This is a genomic window from Faecalicatena sp., from assembly GCF_058819085.1.
Genome location: NZ_JBZUUL010000004.1, coordinates 17512 through 40792, shown reverse-complemented (window position 1 = coordinate 40792; position 23281 = coordinate 17512). Strand labels below are relative to the sequence as shown.

Below are 23281 nucleotides of genomic sequence, written 5' to 3'. Positions count from 1 at the left end.
CAAGTTTAGAGTAATTTTACTATTGTAAAATAGCCTGACGAAAAATGGTGTAAATCTCCCGGAAGCCAGTTCCTGTGCCCTTCCTGGCCACGTAGAAGGCGTTACTATGTAATCATAAAGCTGCAGGCACGCAATAAACGCAGGCACTATCTGCAGCACCTATATCAATCTTCTGAGAGGTGTATGCAATTATCAAAGTACAACTGGGGGCTTACCCATTTACTTAGAAATAGTCATGGAATTTTAAATATTGGAAAAAAGCAGAAAAAAGCTGCCATAATACAGGCAGCCGATAAGCCATTAAGAATGTTTTTCAGTTAATCGTTTGAGAATAGAGAGGATGGCCAGCATATCGTCTTCGTCCAATTGTTTTAATAATTCATTGGCTTTTTGATACAGAGGCAGATCATGAAGCCTTTCATCAAAGAATTCCTGAGGTGTGATTTCAAAATAGCGGCAAATTTCATAGAACTGGCTCATGGAAGGCAGAGAACGTCCGGAACTGATATTCTGGATGTAGCTTTTATTTTTACCAAGATCAAGACTCATCTGGTATTCCGAAACATCTTTTTTAATGCGCAGTTCGGTAATGCGTTCTGCGATAAATTTTTCATCCATCTGTCACACCTCCATTTTCCTTTATTTTAAACTATTTACGAAAGTGAAATTACGGATTAAAATAGGTGTATTAAAGATATAAGGAACAATATTATTGATTGTAACCGTAATTTACGGATACAATACATTGCATCAAGTAAAATGGTGGGCTTTGGGCGTGTTACAGACGTAAAAAGCAAGATAAAAAATGTGTTGCTTATATGATTTCGGGGTATGATGTAAAAGAGGTGAGTCAGATGAAAGTAATCGGAACAGAACAGGAAATCGAATGGATTAAAGAAGCTCTGCAGAACAACTGTGAGGGATGTCCCCTTTCTGCATTGTGTGCAGGAGCTGCTAAGAAAGACAGTGAACAGTACGGAAAGGTAAAACAGACATGTAAAGAATTCCTGGGTGAGCATATTGTTTTTATTACAGAAAACAATATATAGTATATACAGAATTGACACAAACAATATCTTGTGTTACTATACTGATATAGTTTATTTTTTATGCATTTCCTTGTAGGGAAGTTCTGGGATTGTGCGAATCCCGGAATCAACAGGCAGAGAAAAACTCCCTGTCTGGCATAAGCTGTTTATGTTTGTATAAAGTGTCACTATGCGGTGTGTATCGCGGTAGTGATGCTTTTTGTTTTATTAGGTAAAATACCAGAGATTTAGGAATGAATGGAAAAATATTCTTTTCATTCCTTTTTTTATTTGTTTAATGGCAGATGATGTAGCCACAACCAGCTTTGAGCTGTTTATGGATAAAACTTATTTTAAGAAAGGTGGAAAGACACATGAATGAAACAAGAATTTTTGCAGATGCGTATCAGACGACGTTTGCAGACCCAAAGGAGATGCTGGAATTTCTGGCACAGAGAGCAAAAGAATCTTCCTGGATCCGTAAGCCTACAAGAACACTGCGACTGGTTCCGGCTATTCAGGAGGCGGGTAAAATGAAAGACACAGTAGGAAAAAACTGGGAAGAGATCCTGGAGGATACTGAGAATAATACCCAGCTTGCCTTAAAAATTAAGGGTGAGACCTATCCGGTGCGTACCTGTGCAATCCGGACAATTCTGGATCGGGCAGGAATTTCTGGTTCCGGGCTTAGAAAACTGGAAACAGCAAATTATGCGAAGGTAGTGAATTATTGCCTGAAGGTAGCGAAAGGGGATGCTCTGATCAAGATTGCAGATGGAAAAGTGTCTGCAGTTCACGGCGGAGATCACCACGATTACAGCATATTGGATATGCGGGCAGTATTTGAAATGACCATGCAGTTTCTGAATACCAATTTTCCGGGAAACAGTTACGTGGAAGGTTCCGGAATGTTCGATCATTCCATTGTTTCCGCAATGTGGGAACTTGGGGGAAATCAGGAACTTCTGGATACTTACAGGGAAGCTTTGAACGACCATGGTATCAGCGATAATATCATTGCACCCGCTGTAAGGCTTACTACATCAGATGTTGCAGTAAGCGGTGCCAATCTGTATCCGATGCTGACCTGTTCCAGCAGTGGCAGGACAATCAGTCTTGGCAGTCCAATCAAACTTGCGCATACCGGCGGTGCTGATATGACACAGTTTCTGGCAAATTTAAGAATGCTCTGTTCCAGATATCAGGATGCAATTTCAGATATAACAAAATTGATGGATATCGAAATCCGTCATCCGCTGAATTGTATTCGCTTATTGATGAAACGCTTGGGAATCCGAAAAAAGTTGATCAATGATGTGGCGGAAATGTTCGAGTTCCAGAAAGGAAACGGACCCTGCACGGCACATGACCTTTATTTTGCCATGAACGAAGCATCGTTCTTTGCAGCCTGTGAAGGGATGCAGGGAGCAGCAATCATTAATCTGGAGGAACAAATTACCCGTGCATTGGCTTTAGACTGGAAAGAATTTGATGTGGGCGGAGCAATCAAATGGTAAGGCGAGAAGAAAAATAAGAAGGAGGCAATAAAGAATGACAGGACTGAATTTGAATTATGAACCGGAGATTGTAGTGGATATCAGTGGACTTACGAGAGAGGAATGGCTTGATTACCGTAAAAAGGGAATTGGTGGCAGTGATGTGGCGGCTATTATGGGAATCTCCCCGTTTGCGACAATCCGGGATCTATATAACAACAAGGTGGGGATTCTGCCTGCTATTCTGGAGGAAGAAGAAAGTAACTGGGTTGCAAAGGAAGTCGGACATCGGCTGGAAAATCTTGTCGCAGAAATTTTTGTCAGAAAGACAGGACTGAAGGTATTTCCGGTAAGAAAAATGTTCCGGCATCCCCTGTATCCGTTCATGCTTGCAGATGTGGATTTTTTTATTTTATTTCCCGATGGCACATACGGAATTCTTGAATGTAAAACCTGTAATTACAATGCGAGTAAGAAATGGGATGATGATGCAATTCCGGATAATTATGTACTTCAGGTCAAACATTATCTGTCGGTTATGAACATGCAGAAGGCTTATATTGCATGTCTGTATGGGAATAATGAAGATGAATTTGTGTTCCGCTATTTGGAGCGTGACCTGATGGATGAAGAAGACATCATAGAACAGGAAGCGTTCTTTTGGGAGGAATATGTTGAAAAACATGTGGAACCGCCATATAACGGAAAGACAGATCTCATTTTAGATAGTATCCGGAGATCTGTGGGATATGCGGATATTAGTATCCCGGAAATCGAATTATCATGTCTGGAATCTAAAAATCTTGAAAGATATCTTGCTTTAGCAGAAGAAAAATCCCAAATTGAAAAAAGAAAAAAAGAAATCGAATCGGAGCAGCGAGCAATCAGTGTCCCTTTTGTGGAGCAGTTAGGAGCCGGATGCAAAGCCATTTTAAAGGATGGTACGAATTGTTACCGGGTTACGTATAATCCGACAAAACGTACACAGATCGGAAAAGCGCAGATGGAGAAGCTGAAGATCCAGCATCCTGATATTTATGAAGAATATGCGAAGACAACTGAGAGCAGGACATTTCGTATCAAGAAGGAGGCTGCATAATGTTTGGCAGATTCAAACTGGAGGGATGTGGAAGATGCGATGCAGATATGTGAATAAGATTTATATGAATGAAGGAAATGGTTTTACTGTAGCGCTCTATAGTACGCAGGATACCTCTGTGCCATTATCAGCAAGGGATAAGTATCTGGCATCCCGAAAGATGATCGGGTTTACTGCTGTTGGATACAATCTGCCGCTTACAGATCAGATTGAACTGGAAATGGAAGGAGCCTGGGAAAACGGAAGTCATGGTCTGCAGTATAAAGTGGAATCCTTTATGGAAATTGTTCCACGGACAAAAGAAGGAATCATAGGCTATTTAGCATCTGGTGCAATTAAAGGCGTCAGGCAGAGGACGGCGGAAGCTATCTATCATCACTTTGGTCTGGATACTTTGGAAATCATTGAGAAAACACCAGAGAAACTGCTTTCCGTTCCGGGAATTTCAGAAAAGAAACTTCATGGGATTATGGATTCCTTTGGAAAGAACCGGGTGTTTCGGGAACTGATGACCTTTCTGGCTCCTTACAAAGTGACACCGAAGAAAGTGAATATGATTCTGCAGACATTTAAAGATGAATCTGTGGATATCATCCGGAAACGCCCCTATATGTTATGTGCAGTCAAGGGATTTGGATTCCTGACAGTGGATAACATTGGCAGGGCACTTGGGAAAACGCTGAATGATCCCATGCGTATTTCCGGGTGCATCAGTTACGTGTTAAGTGAGGCTATGAAGGAAGGGCATCTTTATCTGGAACGGGAAATTTTAACAGAACAAGTACTGGAAGTGCTGAATAAAGATCTGACTTTTCAGGCAGTGACTGCTCAGAATGTAAGCAATGTACTCTACCGTCTGGTCATGCAGAACAGCATTGTATTAGATGGGGAAAAGGTCTATACCTTCCGCCAGTTTGAAGCAGAGGAACAGACCGCAGCCATGGTTGCAAGACGGATTCTTTATCCTATGGAATCGCTTGATGTGGAGACTGAACTTGTACAGGCGCAGAAAGTCCTGGGAATTATACTGTCAGAAAAGCAGAAACAGGCGGTGCGGATGGTGTTCGCAAATCCCATCAGTATCATTACGGGAGGTCCGGGTACCGGAAAGACAACTGTTTTAAAGGTAATCCTTTATATTCACGGCATGAAATGTAAGTCTGAAGTTCAGTTAATGGCACCGACCGGCAGAGCTGCAAGACGGATGGCAGAAAGTACGGGTAACCAGAACGCCTCGACCATGCATATGGCACTGGGGCTTCTGGGAGAAGATTATACGGCTGAGTTTGCCTATCTGGAGGCAGGGTTTGTCAATGTGGATGAAACGTCCATGGTGGATATGCGGCTGGCTTATGAATTTTTCCAGAGAGTCAAAGGGGATACAAGAATCCTTCTTGTGGGAGATGTGGATCAGCTTCCTTCGGTGGGAGCCGGTGATGTATTTCGTCAGCTTATCAAATGTGGGCTGATACCGGTCACAGTGCTTGACCTTGTATATCGTCAGGGATCCACAAGCAGCATACCAGTGAATGCAAAAATGATGCAGGAGGGAAAAACCAACCTGATTCTGGGTGATGATTTTGTGTTTGTGCCCTGCAAAGGAACAGAAGAAACTGCAGATACCGTAAAGAGACTTTATCAGGAAGAAGTCATCCAAAATGGTCTCGACCAGGTGCAGATCCTGACACCTTTCCGGGTAAGGACAGCGGCTGGTGTAGTGGAACTGAATCGCACGCTGGAGGATATCATCAATCCACCAGTCAGCGGAAAGAAGGAACTTGTGATTGGAAAAGACGTATTCCGGGTTGGGGATAAGATCATACAAAATAAAAATACTGCACTTATCAGCAACGGAGATATGGGAACCATTCTGGATTTTGATGAAGACGAGGAAGGAAACCCTAAGATCAGTATCCAGTTTACAGAGAACCGGATGATAGAGTATGAGCTGGAGCAGATGGAAATGATTGAACATGCAAACGCAATCACAGTTCACAAATCGCAGGGATCAGAGTGTCCGATAGTGATTATTCCGTGGGTGAAGGCATTCTATGTTATGCTGAAACGAAACATTCTCTATACTGCAGTGACCAGGGCCAAGTCCAAAGTATATCTGGTCGGGGATTGGAACGCAGTTTGTCAGGCGATTCATACTGATGACAGTGGAAAGAGAAATACAGTGCTTGCAGAGAGAATCTGCAGCTATTATGACCAGTATCAAAGTCGGAATAAGCCTGCGCAGGAAATGGACCAGTTAAAACTTGCAGTATAAAAATTTTAAGAAATATTACAATCTCAGAGAAATGCAGACTATTACTCTATGTAGGGTTTTCGTCTACTTTTATTTTGAACAGAAATCGAAAGGAGCAGAACGAATGAAATCAATCTTATATGACAAATCAGAAGCTGTTGCAGCACTCAACCGGGTGGAAGGATTTAATCCTGTGGAACTTGCAAGGAGATTGGAAAAGGAAGGACAGGAAGATCAGCTGTATCTGGATGTGAAATACCGGAAACTGTGGTTCCGTCTGGTATATCCCATGGGAAAAATTATCAGTATTGTTCGCAGTTTTTCAGAAAATGCAGCTTTGGTAGAAGCGAGAATCTATCTGGATAAGTGTGATGCGGAGGACAATTTCATTGCCAACGCATTTTCACAGAAATTCCGATCAGAGGATCCGAATTTTGGAGCAAAATTTCTGGAACTTGCGGAAACGGCTGCTGTCGGACGGGCACTGTCAGATGCCGGGTTTGGACTTCAGTTTGCGGATGTAGGAGAGGAAAATGATCCGGAACAGGTGGATGCCGGGATTCAGATTCCGCAGTCATCTCAGAATTCAGGAATTGTGCAGAGTCCTTATAGCGGGAATCAGGCTGATTATCAATCGACTGAAAATACGTATCAACAGACTGCAAGGCAGATGACGGGTGGTTCCATTCCGCCGATGCAGCCACAGTCTGGCATGATGGGACAGTTTTTTCAACAGGCACAGGCAAACGGCTCCATCATCGGTCAGCCATCTATGCAAAATACCTATGACCAGCAGCTGGGAATGAATTCCATGGCGGCGGGTACAGTGGGAAAAGCGATAGACGGTTTCTTGCCTGTGGAAGAACTTCTGCAGCACATGACTTATGAGCAGGCGGTGCAGGTTGTGATTCCGGGCAAAGGAAAATTTGGCGGAAAGACCATGGGACAGGTGGCAAAAGAAAGCCCACAAAGTCTAGAGTGGTTTGCCAGAAGCTATTCCGGAAATAACAATGCGGTTCCGGCTGCAGCTAAATTTTTGTTAAATAAAGCATTACCAATGGCAGGATAGTGGATTCTGCCTGTTAAGACCCCACAGTCAGCTATCTGGCTGCGGGGGAAAGGAGGCTTGAATATGGATGTATGACATGTCGGGGTTTGATTACGATATCCGCGATGTGGTGCATGTACTGAATCTGCAGGTGCGTCGAAAAAATCCTAGTTCCTATGACGTGGACTGTCCCTTCTGTAACCATAAAACAGGAAAGATGAATGTTAATATCAAGAAAAACGTCTTCCGGTGTAACTACTGCAACGAGCAGGGGGGAATGCTGGATTTATATGCCAAGTTATATGGACTTTCAAAGGCAGAAGCAAACCGGCAGATTCGGGAAGCATTAAACCTGGGCCAATACCGGGATGATTATAAGATTCCGGAGAAAAAGCCGGAGCCTGAGATTCCCGAAAATAGTGACCGTGCATCGGATGCGGATATCAACCGTACCTATTCCATGCTGCTTTCCTATCTTACGTTATCAGAAAAGCACAAGGAAGACTTGCTGGCGAGAGGGCTTACGGACGAGCAGATCGAGGCACAAAGATATCGGAGCGTTCCTCTCTTTGGATTAAAAAGTCTGACCAGGAAACTACAGGAAAAAGGATGTACGGTAAAGGGAGTGCCGGGATTTTATCAGGATAAGGATGGAAAATGGACGATTCATTTTTCAGCAAAAAATTCTGGGTTCCTAATCCCGATTCTTTCCATGGAAGGTCTGATCCAGGGATTTCAGATCCGGCTGGATCATGTGACAGATTCCAGAAAGTATATCTGGCTCTCCAGTGTAAATTACCAATATGGAGTCTCATCCGGAAGCCCCGTTCATGTAATAGGGAATCTGGATGCGAAAGAAGTGTATGTGACAGAAGGTGCTTTAAAAGGAACCATTGCTCATTATCTGTCCGGAGCTACGTTCTTATGTGTGCCCGGAGTGAACCAGCATCGGAATCTCCGCCCTATTCTAGACAGCCTTTCCAAAAGAAATCTCCACCTTGTATATGAAACTTTTGACATGGATAAGAAAATGCCGGTTGCCTGTGATGGACAGTATGGTAAATGCAGCGAATGCACGAAGAGGAACAGGTTTGGAGAGTGTCCTTATAAGGTGAAAAAACGGGAAATCATTCAAAGTGGGTGCAGAAAACTGTACGAACTTTGTAAGGAATATTCTTTGCCCGTGAAAAGAATGTTGTGGGATACGGATGAAAACAAAGAATGGCGTGGACAAATCAAAGGGATAGATGATCTATATTATGATTTGTACATAAATCAGACAGATAAAATGTCTCAAAGATTATAGAAACAGGAAGGTCGGAGTATTCTGCTCTGGCCTTTCTTGAAAGGAAGGTTTATGAAAAGTAAAAGAAATGTACCACTACTGGTTATGATGATTGCATCGTTCATTATATTTATATTTGCTGCAGGCAAATTAATAGGAATTTTTCTGGAGTATCAGAAAGGCAATCGTACGTATGAAGAACTTATGGAGTACGTACAGGATCCAGAAACAGATGAGCAGGGTAAAAATGATCCGGATCCAGAAGATGATTCAGGATTTACATTCCTTCAGGTAGATTTTGAAGGATTAATGGCTCAGAATCCGGATGTTGTAGCATGGATCCAGATACCGGCACTTTCTGTCAGCTATCCGGTTGTACAGGGAAAAGATAACTCTTTTTATCTGCATCATATGTTTGACGGACAGGAAAACAAGAATGGTAGTATCTTTATCGACTATCATAATAAGCCGGATTTCACGGACAGTAATACGATTGTGTATGGTCATAATATGAAGAATGGAAGTATGTTTGGAACGTTAGATAAATATCAGGAAAAATCTTTATTTGAGCAGTATCCTTGTTTTTATATTTATCTTCCAGACGGTATCTTAGAGTACCGGATCGTATCCTGCTATGCAGGAAGAACAGGAAGTGTGGGGTATACTTATAGGTTTCCTGAGCAGGAAGATTTTCAGGACTTTTTGGAAAGAATTTTATCCTTCGCTGCTTATGATACAGGAACGGAAGTTACGGACACAGACCATGTCGTTACGCTTTCTACCTGTGTCAACTCGAACCGAAATTATCGGTATTTGGTGCACGGAAAACTGGAGAGGAAAATAGAGATGGGATAATGGATGATGGCATCGGCAGCTATTGCTGGTGCCTTTTCATATTTTTGAGGGAGTGGTTGCGTTTTACGTAGGTAGTACGTACAGAGTAAGTAGAAAGAAAAAGGAGTGATCATTTTATGATTAAGAAATTAAGAGTAGCAGTAGATCATGGCAACCGTAATATGAAGACTTGCAATCATGTATTCACGACAGGGCTGACAGAAATGGATAAGAAGCCTGCAAGGGGCGAGATATATCTGCAGTATCAGGATAAGTATTATACGCTCAGCGAACGTCGTATCCCATATCAGAGGGATAAGACTTCAGATTCCCGATTTTTTGTACTGACATTGTTTGCAATTGTTATGGAATTGGAAGACAAGACACAAATTCAGTCAGATGATGTGATTCAGATTGAACTTCCAATCGGACTTCCGCCAAAGCATTACAAAGAGCTGTATGACAAGTATGAGAAATATTTTAAGGGTGATGGAAAAGTGTTTCGGGTGGAATACTGTGGCAGAGAATATCATCTCTGTATGAAAGATGTGAGGGCTTTTGTGCAGGACCTGGCTGCCATGATGACAAAGATAGATAAGATTGGGGAGGCTCCGAAAGCAGTAGGAATTGATGTTGGGGGATTCACAACAGATTATTTGCTATTAAGAAGAGGAAAGCCAGATATGGATTACTGTGATTCATTGGAAAAGGGCATCATTACTATGTGTAATGAGATCATTTCCAAAGTCAACAGTGAATATGACATGCTATTGGAAGAAGTGGATGTGGAAAGCATCATTCGGGGGAAAACAGAATTTTATGATGAGTATGTAGTCCGGGCGGTTGAGAACATGGTACAGGACTATGTGACAGATCTTCTGAATAGTATCCGTGAACGTGGTGTGGATACGAAATCTGCCTATACAGTTTTCATTGGTGGTGGTTCTATTCTGCTCAGGCGATTTTTAGAGAAATCTGACCGTTTGGGACGTTATCTGTTCATTGATGACCTATGCGCCAATGCAAAAGGGTATGATCTCCTGTATCGTATGTATGAGAGCAGCAAATAGAACGGGAAGTGATTGTTGTGACCAAAAAGAATCCCAATAAATTCACGATTGGATTTAAGAAAAATAATGTTTCCCATCAAAAAGTCGTTGAGATTTTAAATAATACGGAAGACAAGGCGGATTTCATTGCCAGCGCAGTGCTTCATTATCTTGGCGAGGGAAAAGGAACTGATTCTTTGAATCCGGACAAGTCTTCCCTATTGCCATTGATTAGAACAATTGTAAAGAAAGAGATTCAAGAAGCAATCTCAGAAAAGAAATTTGTTTCTACAGAAAAAACAAATCTGGATGAGACAGTCATGGATTTGTCTGGTTCAGAAGAAGAACCGATTGCTTTTGATGAACATATTATAAAAAATATCTCAAATGCATTGGATGCATTCCGAGGTATATAGAAAAGAAGCAGCCTTTGATTGGGCTGCTTCGAATTTTGTCGAAAAGTTTTTCGATTCATAAGTCATTCATAACTGGCTCATAAGTCGCTCATAAATGGCCGTTCTATAATCAAACAATGGTGAAGTGGAGAATGAAAGGAATTACTTTTGTTTTCGGAGACCGTCAAGGAGTCCACGGAGCGTATGTAAAGCCAGATCTTTTTCTTCATCTGTACAGTCATTTAACTCATAAATGATCTGTTCGATATAAGGATTGGCAGGTGGCTTGTCGTAGAAGATGACGGAATCAAGCGAAATATTCAAGTATTTGGCTAATAGACTCAGAGTTTCAAGTCTGGGGTTAGCATTATAGTTCTCAATATCAGATATTGTGCGTAAGGAAACGTGCACATTTTCAGCCAGAGCATTCTGTGAAAGATTCCTGCGAAGACGTTCTTCTTTGACCAGATCTCCGAGCAATTTCTTAACCATCATTTTCATCACCTCACTTAACGCATATATTTTACTCTAGTTCCGCAGTATATGAAATGCGTTAAAATGCGTGCGATAGAGCAATATGATGCGTTAAGTGAATAGAGAATAAGGAAGTTATTTGGGAGAAGAGTCTGATTGAGTTACACAGATCGGTATAGGCATAGCAAGAACTTATTAAAAAAATCTTATACCAATATGTGGAACATCCTTCTGGTGAGTATGCAGAATATGCCTTAATAACATGTGGATTAGCACATGAAATAGTATGGATAATCTGGAAAGTCGAATTAGGTATAAACCGATTCGACTTTCTTTTTGATTGTCGAATATTATCGAATAATGGAATACGGTGTCGATCCCCGCCTTCTGGGATTTCAAAAGAAAAACGAAATCAAAATACAGGAGGATAAACAATTGGATAAATTTACATATACCGGTTCCAAGATTAAGAATCAGTTTACTGCATACATACTGGCGCAGATTCGAGGAGCCAGACAGAATTATTTACGAAAGATGCTGCGGATTAGCAGGAATGAAATGCCAGCAGAGGATTTGACAATGGAAGAAATGGGCATTTCAGTAGAAGAAAGCCTTGAACTGAAATATCGTGAAGAATTGTTGTTAAAAGAGGCAGATGGGGACTATCCGAAATGGGACGAGATGAAGGATCAGAAACTTGTGGAGGCATTGCTCTTACTACGTGAGGATGAGAGAAAACTGATTTATCAGCATGTGTTTGAGGAACGGACGTTTGATGATATGAGTCGGATCAATGGCTTGCCATCTTACAAGGTGAAAGGGATTTATTATTATGCAATCCGTAAGATAAGAAAATGGATGGGAGGTGCAAGATGATGAATTTTGAAGAAGTGTTGTTCCGGGCGAAGATGGGAGACCATGTAGCTACTGAACGGATATTAGAGATGTTCCGACCATTGCTGATAAAAAACTCTTTGATAAATGGAAGATTTGATGAGGATTTGTACCAGGAGTTGATAATTGAAGTGCTAAAGTGTATTCAGTCGTATCAAGAATTGGATTAGCATGTATAAAGGTAATGAAGTAACAGGCGAGCTGGAATTTTATTACTCAAGTTGGAAAACGAGAAACATTCTCAAGTACAAATGTACATTTTAAGAAATAATATTGTATAATGATTAGACAAAACTAACCAATAATCATAGAATACAGAGTTGTTGAGGAAAAAGTAATGTCTTGAAAGGAATGTAATAAAAAGATGAAAAAGAAAAAATCATATCATTGGTTATTATTTATTATTATTGCAATTATCTTGATTGGGACTGCACTTTATCATATTCTTCCTCCATACATAGACCGTTTGTGGACAGCACGAAGCTATAAGAAACTGGCAGAGGAGTATGTCAGTGATGGATCCGAACCGGACGATGGAAAGCAGAAGAAAAAAGACTGGTGGCTTACGGACGTTAAGGTAGAATTTGACAAGCTGAAAGCCGAGAATCAGGATGTCATCGGCTGGATACGTTTTGATAATCAGGACGAGTTTGGAATTAATTATCCGATTTTGCATTCGGGTGACAATGAAAAATATTTAAGAACTGACTTGCATGGCAACAATCATATTGCAGGAAGTATCTTTCCATGATTCGATTGCGAACAATATCGCCATTGCAAAACCGATTGCAACACGAGAAGAGATTGAAGAAGCTGCAAAGAAAGCATCCATCCACGATTTTATTATGACACTACCGAAAGAATATGATACAGAAGTCGGAGAACTCGGCGATACGTTGTCAGGCGGAGAAAAGCAGAGAATCGGTATCGCAAGAGCGTTTTTACATGACGCACCGATGATTCTGATGGACGAGCCTACGTCCAATCTGGATTCGCTAAATGAAGGAATTATTCTGAAATCTCTAAAGGAATCAGCCAGGAAGAAGACAGTTGTCCTGGTGTCTCATAGAAAATCTACTATGAACGTTGCAGATGTGGTTTATGAGATGGAGAATGGAAGATTGTCCTAGCTTTTGATAAAAATATTCATTAAGAACAGTTAGCTTTGACTAGCAACCAAGTGTAAGGATATGATAGAGAAAACTTCAGATAAACGAGGTGATACAATGAAACAGCACAGGTTTTGGGCATGGGCTATGGTATTTTGTATGGGAATGTTGTTTTATACCGGAAAGAAGCACAAATAAGCAAAATATGAGATTGAGATGCAGAAATGGAGGAAGTATGATGGATGTTTTTAAATTGAAAAACCTTGGAATATTTGCAGGCGGTGTATTATTTGGAACAGCAGGTGTTAAGATGTTGTCCGGTCGGGATGCCAAAAAGGCTTATACAATCTGTACAGCGGCAGTTCTTCGCGCAAAAGATTGTGTTATGAAGACGGCAGAGACAATACAGGAAAATGCAGAGGATATCGTAGCAGAAGCAAAGCAGATGAATGAAAAACGTTCAGCGGAAGAGAAAGCAGCTGTTATGGAAGAAATGGACGTCTTTTCGAGTGAGGATGCTGCGAAATCCGAGGAAGTATAATTGAAATTTATTATTAAGCATGAGATCCCGGGAAGAATCCGTATTCATTTGATGCAGAAATATATGTCATGTGAGGAAGCTGATATATTGTTGTATTATCTGAATACGCTGGGCTATGTCACGCAGGCAAAGGTTTATGAACGGACGGCCGATGCCTGCGTTTGCTTTAACGGCGGAAGAGAGCCTTTGATTCAGGCGTTGCAAAGATTCCGATATGAGTCCGTGGATGTTCCGGATACAGTACTTGCTGATTCGGGAAGAAAACTAAATCATACATATCAGGAGAAACTAATGAGTAAGGTAGCTCTTCATTATGCGGGAAAGCTATTTCTTCCTTATCGTATCAGGACAGTTTGGACAATATTAAAATCGGTTCGATATCTGAGGGAAGGTCTAAAAAGTCTGGCGAAGAGAAAAATGGAAGTGTCTGTACTGGATGCGACAGCAATTGGAGTCTCTATTATACGAGGAGATATGGATACTGCTAGTTCTGTCATGTTTCTTCTGGGGATTGGAGAGATACTGGAAGAATGGACCCATAAGAAATCGGTTGGAGATCTGGCTCGCAGTATGGCTCTGAATGTTTCGAAGGTGTGGTTAAAAAGTGATGAACAGGAAATTCTTGTGGATTCTCGACAGATTAAAGAAGGAGATACTATTGTGATCCATATGGGAAATATCATTTCATTTGACGGAGTTGTTTTAGAAGGAGATGGAATGGTAAATCAGGCATCTCTTACCGGCGAACCTCTTCCAGTTCATAAAGAAAAAGGTGGTTATGTGTATGCCGGCAGTGTCCTGGAAGAAGGGGAGCTTGTAATTTCCGTTAAGAAAGCTTCAGGAGCTTCCCGGTATGAAAAGATTGTCACAATGATTGAAGAATCTGAAAAACTGAAATCTTCTGTCGAAGGAAAAGCAGAAAAGCTGGCAGACAAGCTGGTTCCTGTGACACTTGCTGGAACGGCAATCACCTGGTTTCTTACAGGAAACATAACAAAGGCATTATCGGTATTGATGGTAGACTTCTCCTGTGCACTGAAGCTCGCTATACCCATTACAGTATTATCTGCAATCCGCCAGGCTGGAACTTATGATATTACCGTAAAAGGTGGAAAATATCTGGAAGCCGTTGCGGAGGCCAGGACGATTGTATTTGACAAGACGGGTACTCTGACAAAGGCAAAACCTACGGTGAAGATGGTAGTTCCGTTCTGCGGTAAGGAAGAAAAGGAATTACTTCGGTTGGCAGCTTGTCTCGAAGAACATTTTCCACATTCTATGGCAAAAGCGGTTGTACATGCGGCGAAACAGGCAGGACTTGACCATGAAGAAATGCATTCAAAGGTGGAGTACATTGTTGCCCATGGAATTTCTTCCTATGTGGGAGAAAAAAGGGTAATTATCGGAAGTGCTCATTTTGTTTTCGACGATGAAAAATGTCGGGTTCGCGATGAATATCAGACACAGTTTGGTAATCTGCCGGAAGAATATTCGCATTTATATCTGGCCGTAGATGGCATTCTGGAAGCTGTGATCTGTATAGAAGATCCCCTGCGAGAGGAAAGTACAAAAGTCATACGGGTATTGAAAGAGGCTGGATTTACGAAGATTGTTATGATGACCGGAGACAGTGAGCGTACTGCAGCTGCTGTGGCAGCAAAAGTCGGTGTGGATGAATATTATTCGGAAGTATTACCGGAAGATAAAGCAAAATTTATTAAGCAGGAAAAAGCGACCGGCAGAAAAGTTTTGATGGTAGGTGACGGAATTAATGATTCACCGGCACTATCAGCAGCGGATGTGGGAATTGCAATCAGTGATGGTGCGGAACTTGCCAGAGAAATTGCGGATATTACGATTGCCGCAGATAATCTATACCAGATTGTCAGACTAAAATATTTAAGTAATGCATTAATGAAACGGATTCAGAGAAACTATCGAAAGATTGTAGGAATTAATACATTCCTGATTCTCCTGGGAGTTGGAAGCGTGATACAGCCGACTACATCGGCGATGTTTCACAATGTTTCAACACTGGCAATCAGTCTGCAGAGTATGCGGGATTTGTCGGGGATTATTACAGAAAGAATAGAGAAAGAGGAAAAGACGGTTTAATCTGCCGCCTTTTCCTCTTTTTTATCAGATGTAATGGTATGTTCCTCGATAAATTTCTTCATAGCCTGAAAACTTTCATCACTGATCTGGTGTTCCATTTCACAGGCATCTTCCGTGGCAGTCTTCGGGTCAACACCAAGAGAAATCAGCCAGTTAGATAGTACCTGATGCCGTTCATAAACACTTGTAGCAATCTCCATTCCTTTATCCGTTAATGTAATGAAACCTGCCTGACTGACAACAATACAGCCATTTTCACGAAGGTGTTTCATGGCAACACTGACACTTGGTTTGGAAAAATTTAATTCTACAGCAATATCAATAGAACGTACAACAGGTAATTTCCTGCTTAATATCAATATAGTTTCCATATAATCTTCGGAAGATTTGTTGTGTCGCATGTTATCTCCTTTCAATTTTGGTTAGTTAAAACTACTTCCTGTTGCTTTCATTGTAACAGTCATTTTTAGGAAATTCAAGACCGAAAGAATGGAAAAGGCACTATTTTTTAATGAAAAATATTATCAAATATAGTTATTGACATGCAATTAAAGTGAGAATATACTAACTATCGTAAGAAGCAACTGATAATTTTTATTAGAAAGCGAAAGCGGGTGGATTATGATGCCGTTAACAATGGCTGAAACTGGTCGGGAGATTCAGATCAGAAAAATTGGCGGAAAGGATGAGACCAGACGTTTTTTGGAAAGCCTGGGATTTGTGATGGGCGGATTCGTTACCGTTGTATCAGAAATCAATGGAAACCTGATTGTAAAAGTGAAAGATTCGCGGGTGGCAATCAGCAGAGAAATGGCGAATAAGATTATGATCTAGGAGGGAATGAGAAGTGGCTACATTAAGAGAAGCAAAGTGCGGTCAGACCGTAAAGGTCGTGAAAATTCATGGTGAAGGTGCGGTGAAGCGCAGGATCATGGATATGGGAATCACGAAGAATGTGGAAATCTACATAAGGAAAGTAGCACCGCTTGGAGATCCGGTAGAGGTAACTGTCCGGGGGTATGAGCTATCTTTGAGAAAAGCGGATGCGGAAATGGTAGAGGTACAATAGTACTTATTTTTTTTGAAAATCGGTTAGATAAAACTAAAAATAATTTGTAATGTATAATCAGAAAGAGGGAGAATATGAGAGTCAAAATTGCACTTGCAGGTAACCCGAACAGTGGAAAAACGACGCTGTTCAATGCGCTTACCGGATCAAACCAGTTTGTGGGTAACTGGCCGGGAGTAACGGTAGAGAAAAAGGAAGGAAAAATTAAAGGATATACAACGAAGGGAGAGGAAGCCGTACTGGTGGATCTCCCGGGTATCTATTCTTTGTCACCGTACACGCTGGAAGAAGTGGTATCCAGAAATTTTTTAATCGGTGAAAAGCCGGATGCGATCATCAATATTATTGACGGAACAAATTTGGAGAGAAACCTGTACTTGACCACACAGCTTACAGAACTTGGCATTCCAGTAATCATTGCTGTCAATATGATGGATCTGGTAAAAAAGAATGGGGAAGAGCTGAACATAGACCGTCTCTCAAAAGACACCGGCTGTAAGGTCGTTGAGATTTCCGCATTGAAGGGAGAAGGAATCGACCAGCTGATTCAGCGGGCGGTTGCAATTGCGAAAAGCGGAAAAAATATACAGCCGGCACATAAGTTTGACGGATGCGTAGAACATGCAATTGCTCATATTGAAGAGGCAATCTCGGGACATGTGGATGAAAGTATGGAACGCTGGTATGCAGTGAAACTGTTCGAACGGGATGAAAAAGTGCGCGAAAGCCTGAAACTTTCGAAAGCACTTCTCAATCATATCGAAGAAGACATTGTAAGCTGTGAAAAAGAGATGGAGGATGATGCAGAAAGCATCATCACCGGAGAACGTTATAACTACATTGGAAGTATTATCGAAGATTGTTATAAAAAGCGTGTGAAGAAACAGATGTCGGTGTCAGATAAAATTGACAGCATCGTGACCAACCGTTTTCTGGCGCTTCCGATTTTTGCGGTTGTGATGTTTATCGTCTATTATGTGTCTGTTACTACGGTGGGAACCATTTTGACAGACTGGACCAATGATACATTGTTCGTTGAATGGATCATCCCGGCAGCACAGACCGGTCTGGAAGCCATCGGCTGTGCAGATTGGTTAACGGGTCTTTTGGTCGATGGTATTGTCAGCGGTGTTGGTGCGGTGCTTGGATTTGTTCCACAGATGCTGGTATTATTCCTTTTCCTTGCATTCCTGGAAGGCTGTGGATATATGGCACGTATCGCATTTATTATGGACCGTATATTCCGTAAATTTGGTTTATCCGGAAAATCTTTTATACCGATGCTGATTGGTACGGGATGCGGTGTTCCGGGTGTTATGGCTTCCAGAACGATTGAAAATGACAGAGACCGTAAAATGACGATCATGACAACTACTTTTATCCCTTGTGGAGCAAAACTCCCGATCATTGCCTTGATAGCAGGTGCATTATTTGACGGGGCGGCATGGGTGGCACCAAGTGCATATTTTGTTGGAATTGCTGCAATTATCTGTTCCGGTATTATTTTAAAGAAAACGAAAATGTTTGCAGGGGATCCGGCACCATTTGTTATGGAACTTCCGGCATATCACCTTCCAACGGTAGGAAATGTACTTAGAAGTACGTGGGAGCGTGGCTGGTCCTTCATCAAGAAAGCAGGAACGATCATTCTTCTTTCTACCATCTTCGTATGGTTTGCACAGGGCTTCGGATTCGAAGGCGGAAGCTTTGGTATGGTAGAAGATATGAATAACAGTATTCTGGCAGCGATTGGCTCAGCCATTGCATGGATCTTTACACCGCTTGGATGGGGCGACTGGAAAGCGGCCGTTGCAGCAATTACAGGACTTGTAGCGAAGGAAAATGTTGTGGGAACATTTGGTATCCTGTACGGATTTGGAGAAGTGGCTGAAGACGGAGCAGAGATCTGGGGAAGCCTTGCCGGATCTATGACAGCAGTGGCAGCGTATTCATTCCTGATCTTCAATCTGTTGTGTGCACCTTGCTTTGCGGCAATGGGAGCAATCAAGAGAGAGATGAACAATGCAAAATGGTTCTGGTTTGCCATTGGATATCAGACCATTCTTGCGTATGCAGCATCCCTGTGTGTATATCAGGTCGGAACTTTGATTACGGCAGGAACGTTTGGAATCGGGACAGTTGTGGCATGTATCATCATTGTTGGCTTTTTGTATCTGCTGTTCCGTCCTTATAAGGAAAGCCAGAGTCTTACTGTGCCGAAAAGTGTAGCCGGTAAAATAAGAGCATAAATAGGAATCAGTTGCAATGGATAGTAAGGAGGCACAGAGTTTATGGGAACAGCAATCATATTGGTTTTACTTTTAGGAGCAGTAGGAATGATCATACGAAGCATGATTAAGGATAAAAAAGCCGGGAAATCTTTACAGTGCGGACAAAATTGCAGTCACTGCAGCGGACATTGCCATGGAAGATCATAAAATAAAAAAAGAACCTCGGTTTCCCGGTCTTGGAGAAGGTGACATAGATACAAATGGTTATCAGACAGTTCCTATGCAGAAAGACTATTTGATAGAGTGTCTCAGAAAACAGGGGTTTAGAATTACAAAACAAAGGAAAATATTAATTGATATTATTCTGAATGAATGCTGCGGCTGCTGTAAAGAAGTATATATTCTTGCCGCTAAAAAAGATCCGGGAATAGGGATTGCAACAGTCTATCGAACGGTTGATGCCCTTGAAAAAATAGGGGCTTTGAAACGAGGAACCGCATATCAGTTGTGTGATCATAAAAACAGGGTGTGCCAATGCTGTCTGGTAGAACTGGAAGACAGTTCTACTGTTAAACTGGATAGTAACTCCGTGGAAAAGATCATTAAGAGCGGAATGCAAAATAGCGGGCTTTGTGATGGAAAAAAAGTAGTGGGAATCACATGGATGCAAGCAGATGATCATTTGTGATGGAAGAATAAAATGATGCTATAAATGGATAACAGGGAATTCTTGGATGATGAAATAATCTATTAGGGGATTCCCTGTTTCGTATAAAACGAATAGGTAGTGTAAAGTATCCTATGAAAAATTGAAGGTGAAAAAATGATAGTAAAATTTCAAAATGCTGTCAAAACATATGGAACCGGAGAAGGAATGCAGATAGCGGTAGACCATATCAGTTTTAGTATTGATGAAGGCGAGTTTGTGGTAATTTTAGGTCAGTCCGGTGCAGGAAAATCCACGGTACTTAATATGTTAGGAGGCATGGATCAGCCTTCGGAAGGAATCGTAACAGTAGCCGGAAAAGAAATCTCCTCCATGAATGATAAGCAGCTTGGTTCCTACCGGGCAGATGTGATTGGCTTTATCTTTCAGTTTTATAACCTGCTTCCAAGCCTGACAGCATATGAAAACATTGCACTGGTAAAGAGCATTGTAAAAAATGCAGGCGATGCAGATGAACTTTTGCAGTTAGTTGGATTAGAACATTGCAGGGACAAATTTCCGTCGCAGATGTCTGGGGGAGAGCAACAGAGAGTGTCCATTGCAAGAGCATTGGCAAAGAACCCACAGATTTTATTGGGAGATGAACCTACCGGTGCACTTGACTCAGAAACTGGAGTGATAGTGCTGGAACTTTTACAGAAGCTGTGCCGTGAGCAGGGAAAGACAGTTATATTGGTAACTCATAATGCGGATATCGCGAAATGTGCAGACAAGGTCATCCGTATGAAGAACGGAAAAATAAAAGAAATTCAGAGGAATGAACACCCGGCTTCCGTAAGGGAGGTTGAGTGGTAATGTTACGAAAAAAGCTTTTAAGAGAGATGAGGCACAACTGGGGACAATTTCTTTCTATCTTCCTGCTGGCATTTTTAGCGATGGCACTCTACTGCTGCATGGAAGGGCATGTACTTGCGCAGCATTCTGCGAGAGCAGAATTTCATAAAGAATGTAATCTGGCAGACCTTTGGATTTACGGAGAAGGATTTTCCGAGGAAAACTTACAAGCAGTCAGGAATCTTGATTTTGTCAAGGATGCCGGGCTTCGTATGTCGGTTACCGGGTCTGCACCGGAGTGTGATGGTGCGCAGGTCGATATTTATCTGGAAAGAGAGAATATCGTAAATCGGCCGTACTACATAGAAGGAGAGGCTTTTGATCCTGCAGATAAGGATGGAATCTGGCTGACATCGGCCTTTGCCGAGGTAAGAAATATAAATGTAGGGGATGATTTCACCATTTCCTACAATGGAATTACTTTTACAAGAAAAGTAAAGGGGCTTATAGAAAGTCCGGAATATGAATTCCGACAGGCAGAAGGTGATGCAGATATTTACATAGAAAATATTGCTTTCGTATATATGTCGTATGATGCATTCCCGATTCGGGATTATGTGGAGCATTTGATTATACAGGGAAAAATCACTGCCAGGAAGGTGGCAGAGGAAACCAATCTGTTAGATGAGCAAATGAATGCACTTGCTGAAATTGGCATGAGCATTGATGACATTACGCAGGATATGCTACTGGAGAGAGTGGAACAGATCAGTGATGAAAAACTGGCGAAGCTGATGCCTTATACGCAGATGCTTGTGACCACCACGGATGGGAAAGCATTGGAGCATGAGGATGAAATTTCAAAGGCACTTCATGGAGAATATGCAGCCATGGTGGATGAACATTCTATCCCGGGCATTGAAAGATTAAACAGTGAGCTTTCACAGCATGAATCTTTTTCGTGGATGTTTGTCATTGTTTTTGTCGGAATCGCGATTCTTGTCATTGCAACAGCCATGAGCCGTATGGTAAAGAAACAGAGGACACAGATCGGCACCCTAAATGCACTGGGAATGAAGCGGTATAAAGTAGTTCTACATTATGTCAGTTTCAGTCTGTTTGTTTCTCTTGCAGGCGTATTGGCGGGTTTATGGGTTGGTTCTGCCCTGCTGGCGCCGTTTATGGTGGATATGTTTGGCACATGGTATATTGTTCCGGGATTAGAGGGTGGATTCCAGCTGGAATACCTTTTAATCGCTGCACTGATTGTGATTGTATGCAGTCTGGCAGCCTATCTCAGCTGTAAAAAAATATTAAAGGTCAGACCTGCAGAAGCGCTCCGCCCGGCACCTCCAAAGCAAGGGAAAAACTGCATCTTTGAAAAATGGCCATTTTGGGGGAATCTTAGATTTAACAGTCAGTACAATCTTCGGGATATATCTCGTGCTAAATTGCGTGCCGTAATGGGAATCATAGGTACTGCGGTGGGAATGCTTTTGATGATATATGGTATTGCCTGCAATTCGCTTGTAGATCAGATGGAGGAATTATGTTTTGATAAAATCCAGAATGCGGATTATTCTATGAATCTTTCTTCTGACGCAAAACTTAGTGATGTCGATGAGATGGCAAAAGAGACTGACAGTGAGCTTGTTATGACAGGGCAGATTGAGATTGCCACTGTTCCCAATGCCGCAGCGACAGAGAAGAAAAAGGAAACGCTGACCGTGCTGGAGGGAAAGGGATTATACAATTTGTTGGATAGTAGTCTGAATGTGATTCAGTTGGAACAGAAAGAAGGACAAGTGGGGGTAAGCCGAAAACTTTGTGAAGACATGGAACTTTCTGTAGGAGACACTTTTTACTGGCATGTATATTCCGAAAATCAGTGGCATGAAGCTAGGGTAGGATATATTTTCCGCAGTATGGAGACACAGGGGATTGCCTTCCTGCGGGAAGATTATGAAAAGACCGGAGCGGAGTATACACCAACAACAGCATATAGTAATGAGGACTTTGCAGAGTATAAAAACGAATCCTATGTGACCGCTGTGCATAGCAAAGAAGATATGATACAGGCTTTTGAAACAAGTTACGAAGTAATCAGTATTATGGTATGGATGATGGTGATTTTTTCTGTGATACTGATTGTGGTTGTGCTGTATAATTCCGGAAATCTTTCTTTCCATGAACGGATGGGAGAATTTGCAACGTTGAAGGTATTGGGATTACAGACTTCGCAGATTCGAAATATCCTTACAGTACAGAATCTCTGGCTGTCGGTTATAGGTATCATCATCGGAGCGCCCTTTGGAAAAATGAGCCTGAATGCCATGATGAATTCCAACGGAGAAAATTTTGATTATGTTCTCACGGTTACACCGGGATGCTATCTGATTGCCGGAATACTTGTGCTAGCAGTATCTATGGCGGTAAGTTTTTTATTTAGTGGACGAATTCGAAAACTTGATATGGTGGAGATTTTGAAAGGAGCTGAGTAAAATGGCGGATTTCGTTATTATAGGGATATTGATTATTTTGATTATTATAGGCATACGTTCCGGTGTTAAGCATTTTAAAGGTGAGGGTGGCTGTTGCGGTGGCGGTTCCTCCGTTAAGGTGAAAAGAAAGAAACTGAAACAGGTTGTAAAGCAAAGAACAGTTGTGATTGATGGGATGACATGTGAACATTGCAAAGCCCGTGTGGAAAGCAGATTAAATTCGTTGGATGGCGTATTAGCCAAGGTAAATCTGAAAAGGAAAACCGCGGTGGTTTCCATGGAAAAGGATGTAGAGGATGAAGTGATTAAGAAGGCTATAGAGAATGCAGGATATGAGGTTATAGAAATAAGATAATGGAAA

General features: G+C 41.7%; 25 protein-coding genes and 1 pseudogene. 23 read left to right on the top strand and 3 right to left on the bottom strand.

The window, feature by feature from the left end:
• Positions 1–300 precede the first annotated feature (300 nt).
• Positions 301–618, bottom strand: coding sequence for a helix-turn-helix transcriptional regulator (locus AC4OGX_RS02215; protein ID WP_154322053.1), 318 nt, complete (start codon positions 616–618; stop codon positions 301–303).
• Positions 619–854: 236 nt separating this feature from the next.
• On the opposite strand from AC4OGX_RS02215, the gene AC4OGX_RS02210 reads away from it, so the two are divergent.
• The 9 genes from AC4OGX_RS02210 to AC4OGX_RS02170 all read left to right on the top strand — a co-directional run bounded on the left by AC4OGX_RS02210 (position 855) and on the right by AC4OGX_RS02170 (position 10506).
• A complete protein-coding gene (locus AC4OGX_RS02210) occupies positions 855–1049 on the top strand; it encodes a 2-ketoisovalerate ferredoxin oxidoreductase (RefSeq protein WP_154322054.1) in 195 nt (64 codons plus the stop codon).
• Between the two features lie 353 nt (positions 1050–1402).
• On the top strand, positions 1403–2545 hold the full coding sequence (locus AC4OGX_RS02205) for a transposase (RefSeq protein WP_279000070.1): 1143 nt from the start codon (positions 1403–1405) through the stop codon (positions 2543–2545).
• A gap of 34 nt (positions 2546–2579) precedes the next feature.
• Positions 2580–3623 (top strand): YqaJ viral recombinase family nuclease, encoded by a 1044-nt coding sequence (locus AC4OGX_RS02200; RefSeq protein ID WP_493328178.1) that lies wholly within the window; start codon positions 2580–2582, stop codon positions 3621–3623.
• Between the two features lie 25 nt (positions 3624–3648).
• Positions 3649–5895: an SF1B family DNA helicase RecD2 gene (gene recD2 / locus AC4OGX_RS02195; protein ID WP_493328177.1), complete on the top strand. Its 2247-nt coding sequence runs from the start codon at positions 3649–3651 to the stop codon at positions 5893–5895.
• 103 nt (positions 5896–5998) lie between these two features.
• Positions 5999–6943, top strand: a complete 945-nt coding sequence (locus AC4OGX_RS02190) for a hypothetical protein (RefSeq protein ID WP_493328176.1) — start codon at positions 5999–6001, stop codon at positions 6941–6943.
• 67 nt (positions 6944–7010) lie between these two features.
• On the top strand, positions 7011–8228 hold the full coding sequence (locus tag AC4OGX_RS02185; RefSeq protein ID WP_493328175.1) for a CHC2 zinc finger domain-containing protein: 1218 nt from the start codon (positions 7011–7013) through the stop codon (positions 8226–8228).
• Between the two features lie 51 nt (positions 8229–8279).
• Positions 8280–9062, top strand: coding sequence for a class B sortase (srtB, locus tag AC4OGX_RS02180; protein WP_427761883.1), 783 nt, complete (start codon positions 8280–8282; stop codon positions 9060–9062).
• Between the two features lie 116 nt (positions 9063–9178).
• On the top strand, positions 9179–10111 hold the full coding sequence (locus tag AC4OGX_RS02175) for a ParM/StbA family protein (protein ID WP_154322061.1): 933 nt from the start codon (positions 9179–9181) through the stop codon (positions 10109–10111).
• Positions 10112–10128: 17 nt separating this feature from the next.
• Positions 10129–10506, top strand: a complete 378-nt coding sequence (locus tag AC4OGX_RS02170) for a hypothetical protein (RefSeq protein ID WP_154322062.1) — start codon at positions 10129–10131, stop codon at positions 10504–10506.
• 141 nt (positions 10507–10647) lie between these two features.
• Here AC4OGX_RS02170 and AC4OGX_RS02165 read toward each other — a convergent pair whose 3' ends face one another.
• Positions 10648–10980, bottom strand: coding sequence for a helix-turn-helix transcriptional regulator (locus AC4OGX_RS02165; protein WP_243133589.1), 333 nt, complete (start codon positions 10978–10980; stop codon positions 10648–10650).
• Positions 10981–11394: 414 nt separating this feature from the next.
• On the opposite strand from AC4OGX_RS02165, the gene AC4OGX_RS02160 reads away from it, so the two are divergent.
• From AC4OGX_RS02160 to AC4OGX_RS02135, 6 genes and pseudogenes are all read left to right on the top strand, one after another.
• Positions 11395–11835: a sigma-70 RNA polymerase sigma factor region 4 domain-containing protein gene (locus AC4OGX_RS02160; protein WP_493328171.1), complete on the top strand. Its 441-nt coding sequence runs from the start codon at positions 11395–11397 to the stop codon at positions 11833–11835.
• On the top strand, positions 11832–12023 hold the full coding sequence (locus tag AC4OGX_RS02155; protein WP_330578514.1) for a helix-turn-helix domain-containing protein: 192 nt from the start codon (positions 11832–11834) through the stop codon (positions 12021–12023). The genes AC4OGX_RS02160 and AC4OGX_RS02155 overlap by 4 nt, the downstream gene beginning before the upstream one ends.
• Before the next feature lie 194 nt (positions 12024–12217).
• Positions 12218–12604, top strand: coding sequence for a sortase family protein (locus AC4OGX_RS02150; RefSeq protein ID WP_278999735.1), 387 nt, complete (start codon positions 12218–12220; stop codon positions 12602–12604).
• Positions 12585–12983, top strand: a pseudogene (locus AC4OGX_RS02145) (ATP-binding cassette domain-containing protein); the annotation flags it as partial. The gene AC4OGX_RS02150 and the pseudogene AC4OGX_RS02145, both read left to right, overlap by 20 nt.
• Before the next feature lie 214 nt (positions 12984–13197).
• A complete protein-coding gene (locus tag AC4OGX_RS02140; protein WP_278999734.1) occupies positions 13198–13503 on the top strand; it encodes a DUF6110 family protein in 306 nt (101 codons plus the stop codon).
• On the top strand, positions 13504–15618 hold the full coding sequence (locus AC4OGX_RS02135) for a heavy metal translocating P-type ATPase (protein WP_493328170.1): 2115 nt from the start codon (positions 13504–13506) through the stop codon (positions 15616–15618).
• Here AC4OGX_RS02135 and AC4OGX_RS02130 read toward each other — a convergent pair.
• The gene (locus AC4OGX_RS02130; RefSeq protein WP_427761890.1) at positions 15615–16019 is read right to left on the bottom strand and encodes a metal-dependent transcriptional regulator; all 405 of its coding nucleotides are present in this window, start codon (positions 16017–16019) and stop codon (positions 15615–15617) included. The genes AC4OGX_RS02135 and AC4OGX_RS02130 overlap by 4 nt on opposite strands.
• A gap of 220 nt (positions 16020–16239) precedes the next feature.
• Here AC4OGX_RS02130 and AC4OGX_RS02125 point away from each other — a divergent pair, with 220 nt between their 5' ends.
• From AC4OGX_RS02125 to AC4OGX_RS02090, 8 genes are all read left to right on the top strand, one after another.
• Positions 16240–16452 carry a FeoA family protein gene (locus AC4OGX_RS02125; RefSeq protein ID WP_278999730.1) on the top strand — a complete coding sequence of 71 codons (213 nt, stop codon included), beginning with the start codon at positions 16240–16242 and terminating at the stop codon, positions 16450–16452.
• A 13-nt stretch (positions 16453–16465) separates the two neighbouring features.
• Complete coding sequence (locus AC4OGX_RS02120; protein ID WP_278999729.1) at positions 16466–16687, top strand: FeoA family protein; 222 nt, start codon at positions 16466–16468, stop codon at positions 16685–16687.
• Between the two features lie 74 nt (positions 16688–16761).
• Positions 16762–18936 (top strand): ferrous iron transport protein B, encoded by a 2175-nt coding sequence (gene feoB, locus AC4OGX_RS02115; protein ID WP_493328166.1) that lies wholly within the window; start codon positions 16762–16764, stop codon positions 18934–18936.
• 42 nt (positions 18937–18978) lie between these two features.
• Positions 18979–19125, top strand: coding sequence for a FeoB-associated Cys-rich membrane protein (locus AC4OGX_RS02110; RefSeq protein ID WP_278999727.1), 147 nt, complete (start codon positions 18979–18981; stop codon positions 19123–19125).
• Positions 19112–19606, top strand: coding sequence for a transcriptional repressor (locus AC4OGX_RS02105; protein ID WP_278999726.1), 495 nt, complete (start codon positions 19112–19114; stop codon positions 19604–19606). The genes AC4OGX_RS02110 and AC4OGX_RS02105 overlap by 14 nt, the downstream gene beginning before the upstream one ends.
• 135 nt (positions 19607–19741) lie before the next feature.
• On the top strand, positions 19742–20440 hold the full coding sequence (locus AC4OGX_RS02100; RefSeq protein WP_278999725.1) for an ABC transporter ATP-binding protein: 699 nt from the start codon (positions 19742–19744) through the stop codon (positions 20438–20440).
• Positions 20440–22920: an ABC transporter permease gene (locus AC4OGX_RS02095; protein WP_493328163.1), complete on the top strand. Its 2481-nt coding sequence runs from the start codon at positions 20440–20442 to the stop codon at positions 22918–22920. Before AC4OGX_RS02100 ends, AC4OGX_RS02095 begins: the two co-directional genes overlap by 1 nt.
• A gap of 1 nt (position 22921) precedes the next feature.
• Complete coding sequence (locus tag AC4OGX_RS02090; protein WP_427761433.1) at positions 22922–23275, top strand: heavy-metal-associated domain-containing protein; 354 nt, start codon at positions 22922–22924, stop codon at positions 23273–23275.
• Positions 23276–23281 lie beyond the last annotated feature (6 nt).

What these genes read in the sequence shown, in the direction of transcription:
- AC4OGX_RS02215 (WP_154322053.1), bottom strand. Translation starts at nt 618, where the DNA reads ATGGATGAAAAATTTATCGCAGAACGCATTACCGAACTGCGCATTAAA.
- AC4OGX_RS02210 (WP_154322054.1), top strand. Translation starts at nt 855, where the DNA reads ATGAAAGTAATCGGAACAGAACAGGAAATCGAATGGATTAAAGAAGCT.
- AC4OGX_RS02205 (WP_279000070.1), top strand. Translation starts at nt 1,403, where the DNA reads ATGAATGAAACAAGAATTTTTGCAGATGCGTATCAGACGACGTTTGCA.
- AC4OGX_RS02200 (WP_493328178.1), top strand. Translation starts at nt 2,580, where the DNA reads ATGACAGGACTGAATTTGAATTATGAACCGGAGATTGTAGTGGATATC.
- recD2 (WP_493328177.1), top strand. Translation starts at nt 3,649, where the DNA reads ATGTGGAAGATGCGATGCAGATATGTGAATAAGATTTATATGAATGAA.
- AC4OGX_RS02190 (WP_493328176.1), top strand. Translation starts at nt 5,999, where the DNA reads ATGAAATCAATCTTATATGACAAATCAGAAGCTGTTGCAGCACTCAAC.
- AC4OGX_RS02185 (WP_493328175.1), top strand. Translation starts at nt 7,011, where the DNA reads ATGTATGACATGTCGGGGTTTGATTACGATATCCGCGATGTGGTGCAT.
- srtB (WP_427761883.1), top strand. Translation starts at nt 8,280, where the DNA reads ATGAAAAGTAAAAGAAATGTACCACTACTGGTTATGATGATTGCATCG.
- AC4OGX_RS02175 (WP_154322061.1), top strand. Translation starts at nt 9,179, where the DNA reads ATGATTAAGAAATTAAGAGTAGCAGTAGATCATGGCAACCGTAATATG.
- AC4OGX_RS02165 (WP_243133589.1), bottom strand. Translation starts at nt 10,980, where the DNA reads ATGATGGTTAAGAAATTGCTCGGAGATCTGGTCAAAGAAGAACGTCTT.
- AC4OGX_RS02155 (WP_330578514.1), top strand. Translation starts at nt 11,832, where the DNA reads ATGATGAATTTTGAAGAAGTGTTGTTCCGGGCGAAGATGGGAGACCAT.
- AC4OGX_RS02150 (WP_278999735.1), top strand. Translation starts at nt 12,218, where the DNA reads ATGAAAAAGAAAAAATCATATCATTGGTTATTATTTATTATTATTGCA.
- AC4OGX_RS02140 (WP_278999734.1), top strand. Translation starts at nt 13,198, where the DNA reads ATGATGGATGTTTTTAAATTGAAAAACCTTGGAATATTTGCAGGCGGT.
- AC4OGX_RS02130 (WP_427761890.1), bottom strand. Translation starts at nt 16,019, where the DNA reads ATGCGACACAACAAATCTTCCGAAGATTATATGGAAACTATATTGATA.
- AC4OGX_RS02125 (WP_278999730.1), top strand. Translation starts at nt 16,240, where the DNA reads ATGATGCCGTTAACAATGGCTGAAACTGGTCGGGAGATTCAGATCAGA.
- feoB (WP_493328166.1), top strand. Translation starts at nt 16,762, where the DNA reads ATGAGAGTCAAAATTGCACTTGCAGGTAACCCGAACAGTGGAAAAACG.
- AC4OGX_RS02110 (WP_278999727.1), top strand. Translation starts at nt 18,979, where the DNA reads ATGGGAACAGCAATCATATTGGTTTTACTTTTAGGAGCAGTAGGAATG.
- AC4OGX_RS02105 (WP_278999726.1), top strand. Translation starts at nt 19,112, where the DNA reads ATGGAAGATCATAAAATAAAAAAAGAACCTCGGTTTCCCGGTCTTGGA.
- AC4OGX_RS02100 (WP_278999725.1), top strand. Translation starts at nt 19,742, where the DNA reads ATGATAGTAAAATTTCAAAATGCTGTCAAAACATATGGAACCGGAGAA.
- AC4OGX_RS02095 (WP_493328163.1), top strand. Translation starts at nt 20,440, where the DNA reads ATGTTACGAAAAAAGCTTTTAAGAGAGATGAGGCACAACTGGGGACAA.
- AC4OGX_RS02090 (WP_427761433.1), top strand. Translation starts at nt 22,922, where the DNA reads ATGGCGGATTTCGTTATTATAGGGATATTGATTATTTTGATTATTATA.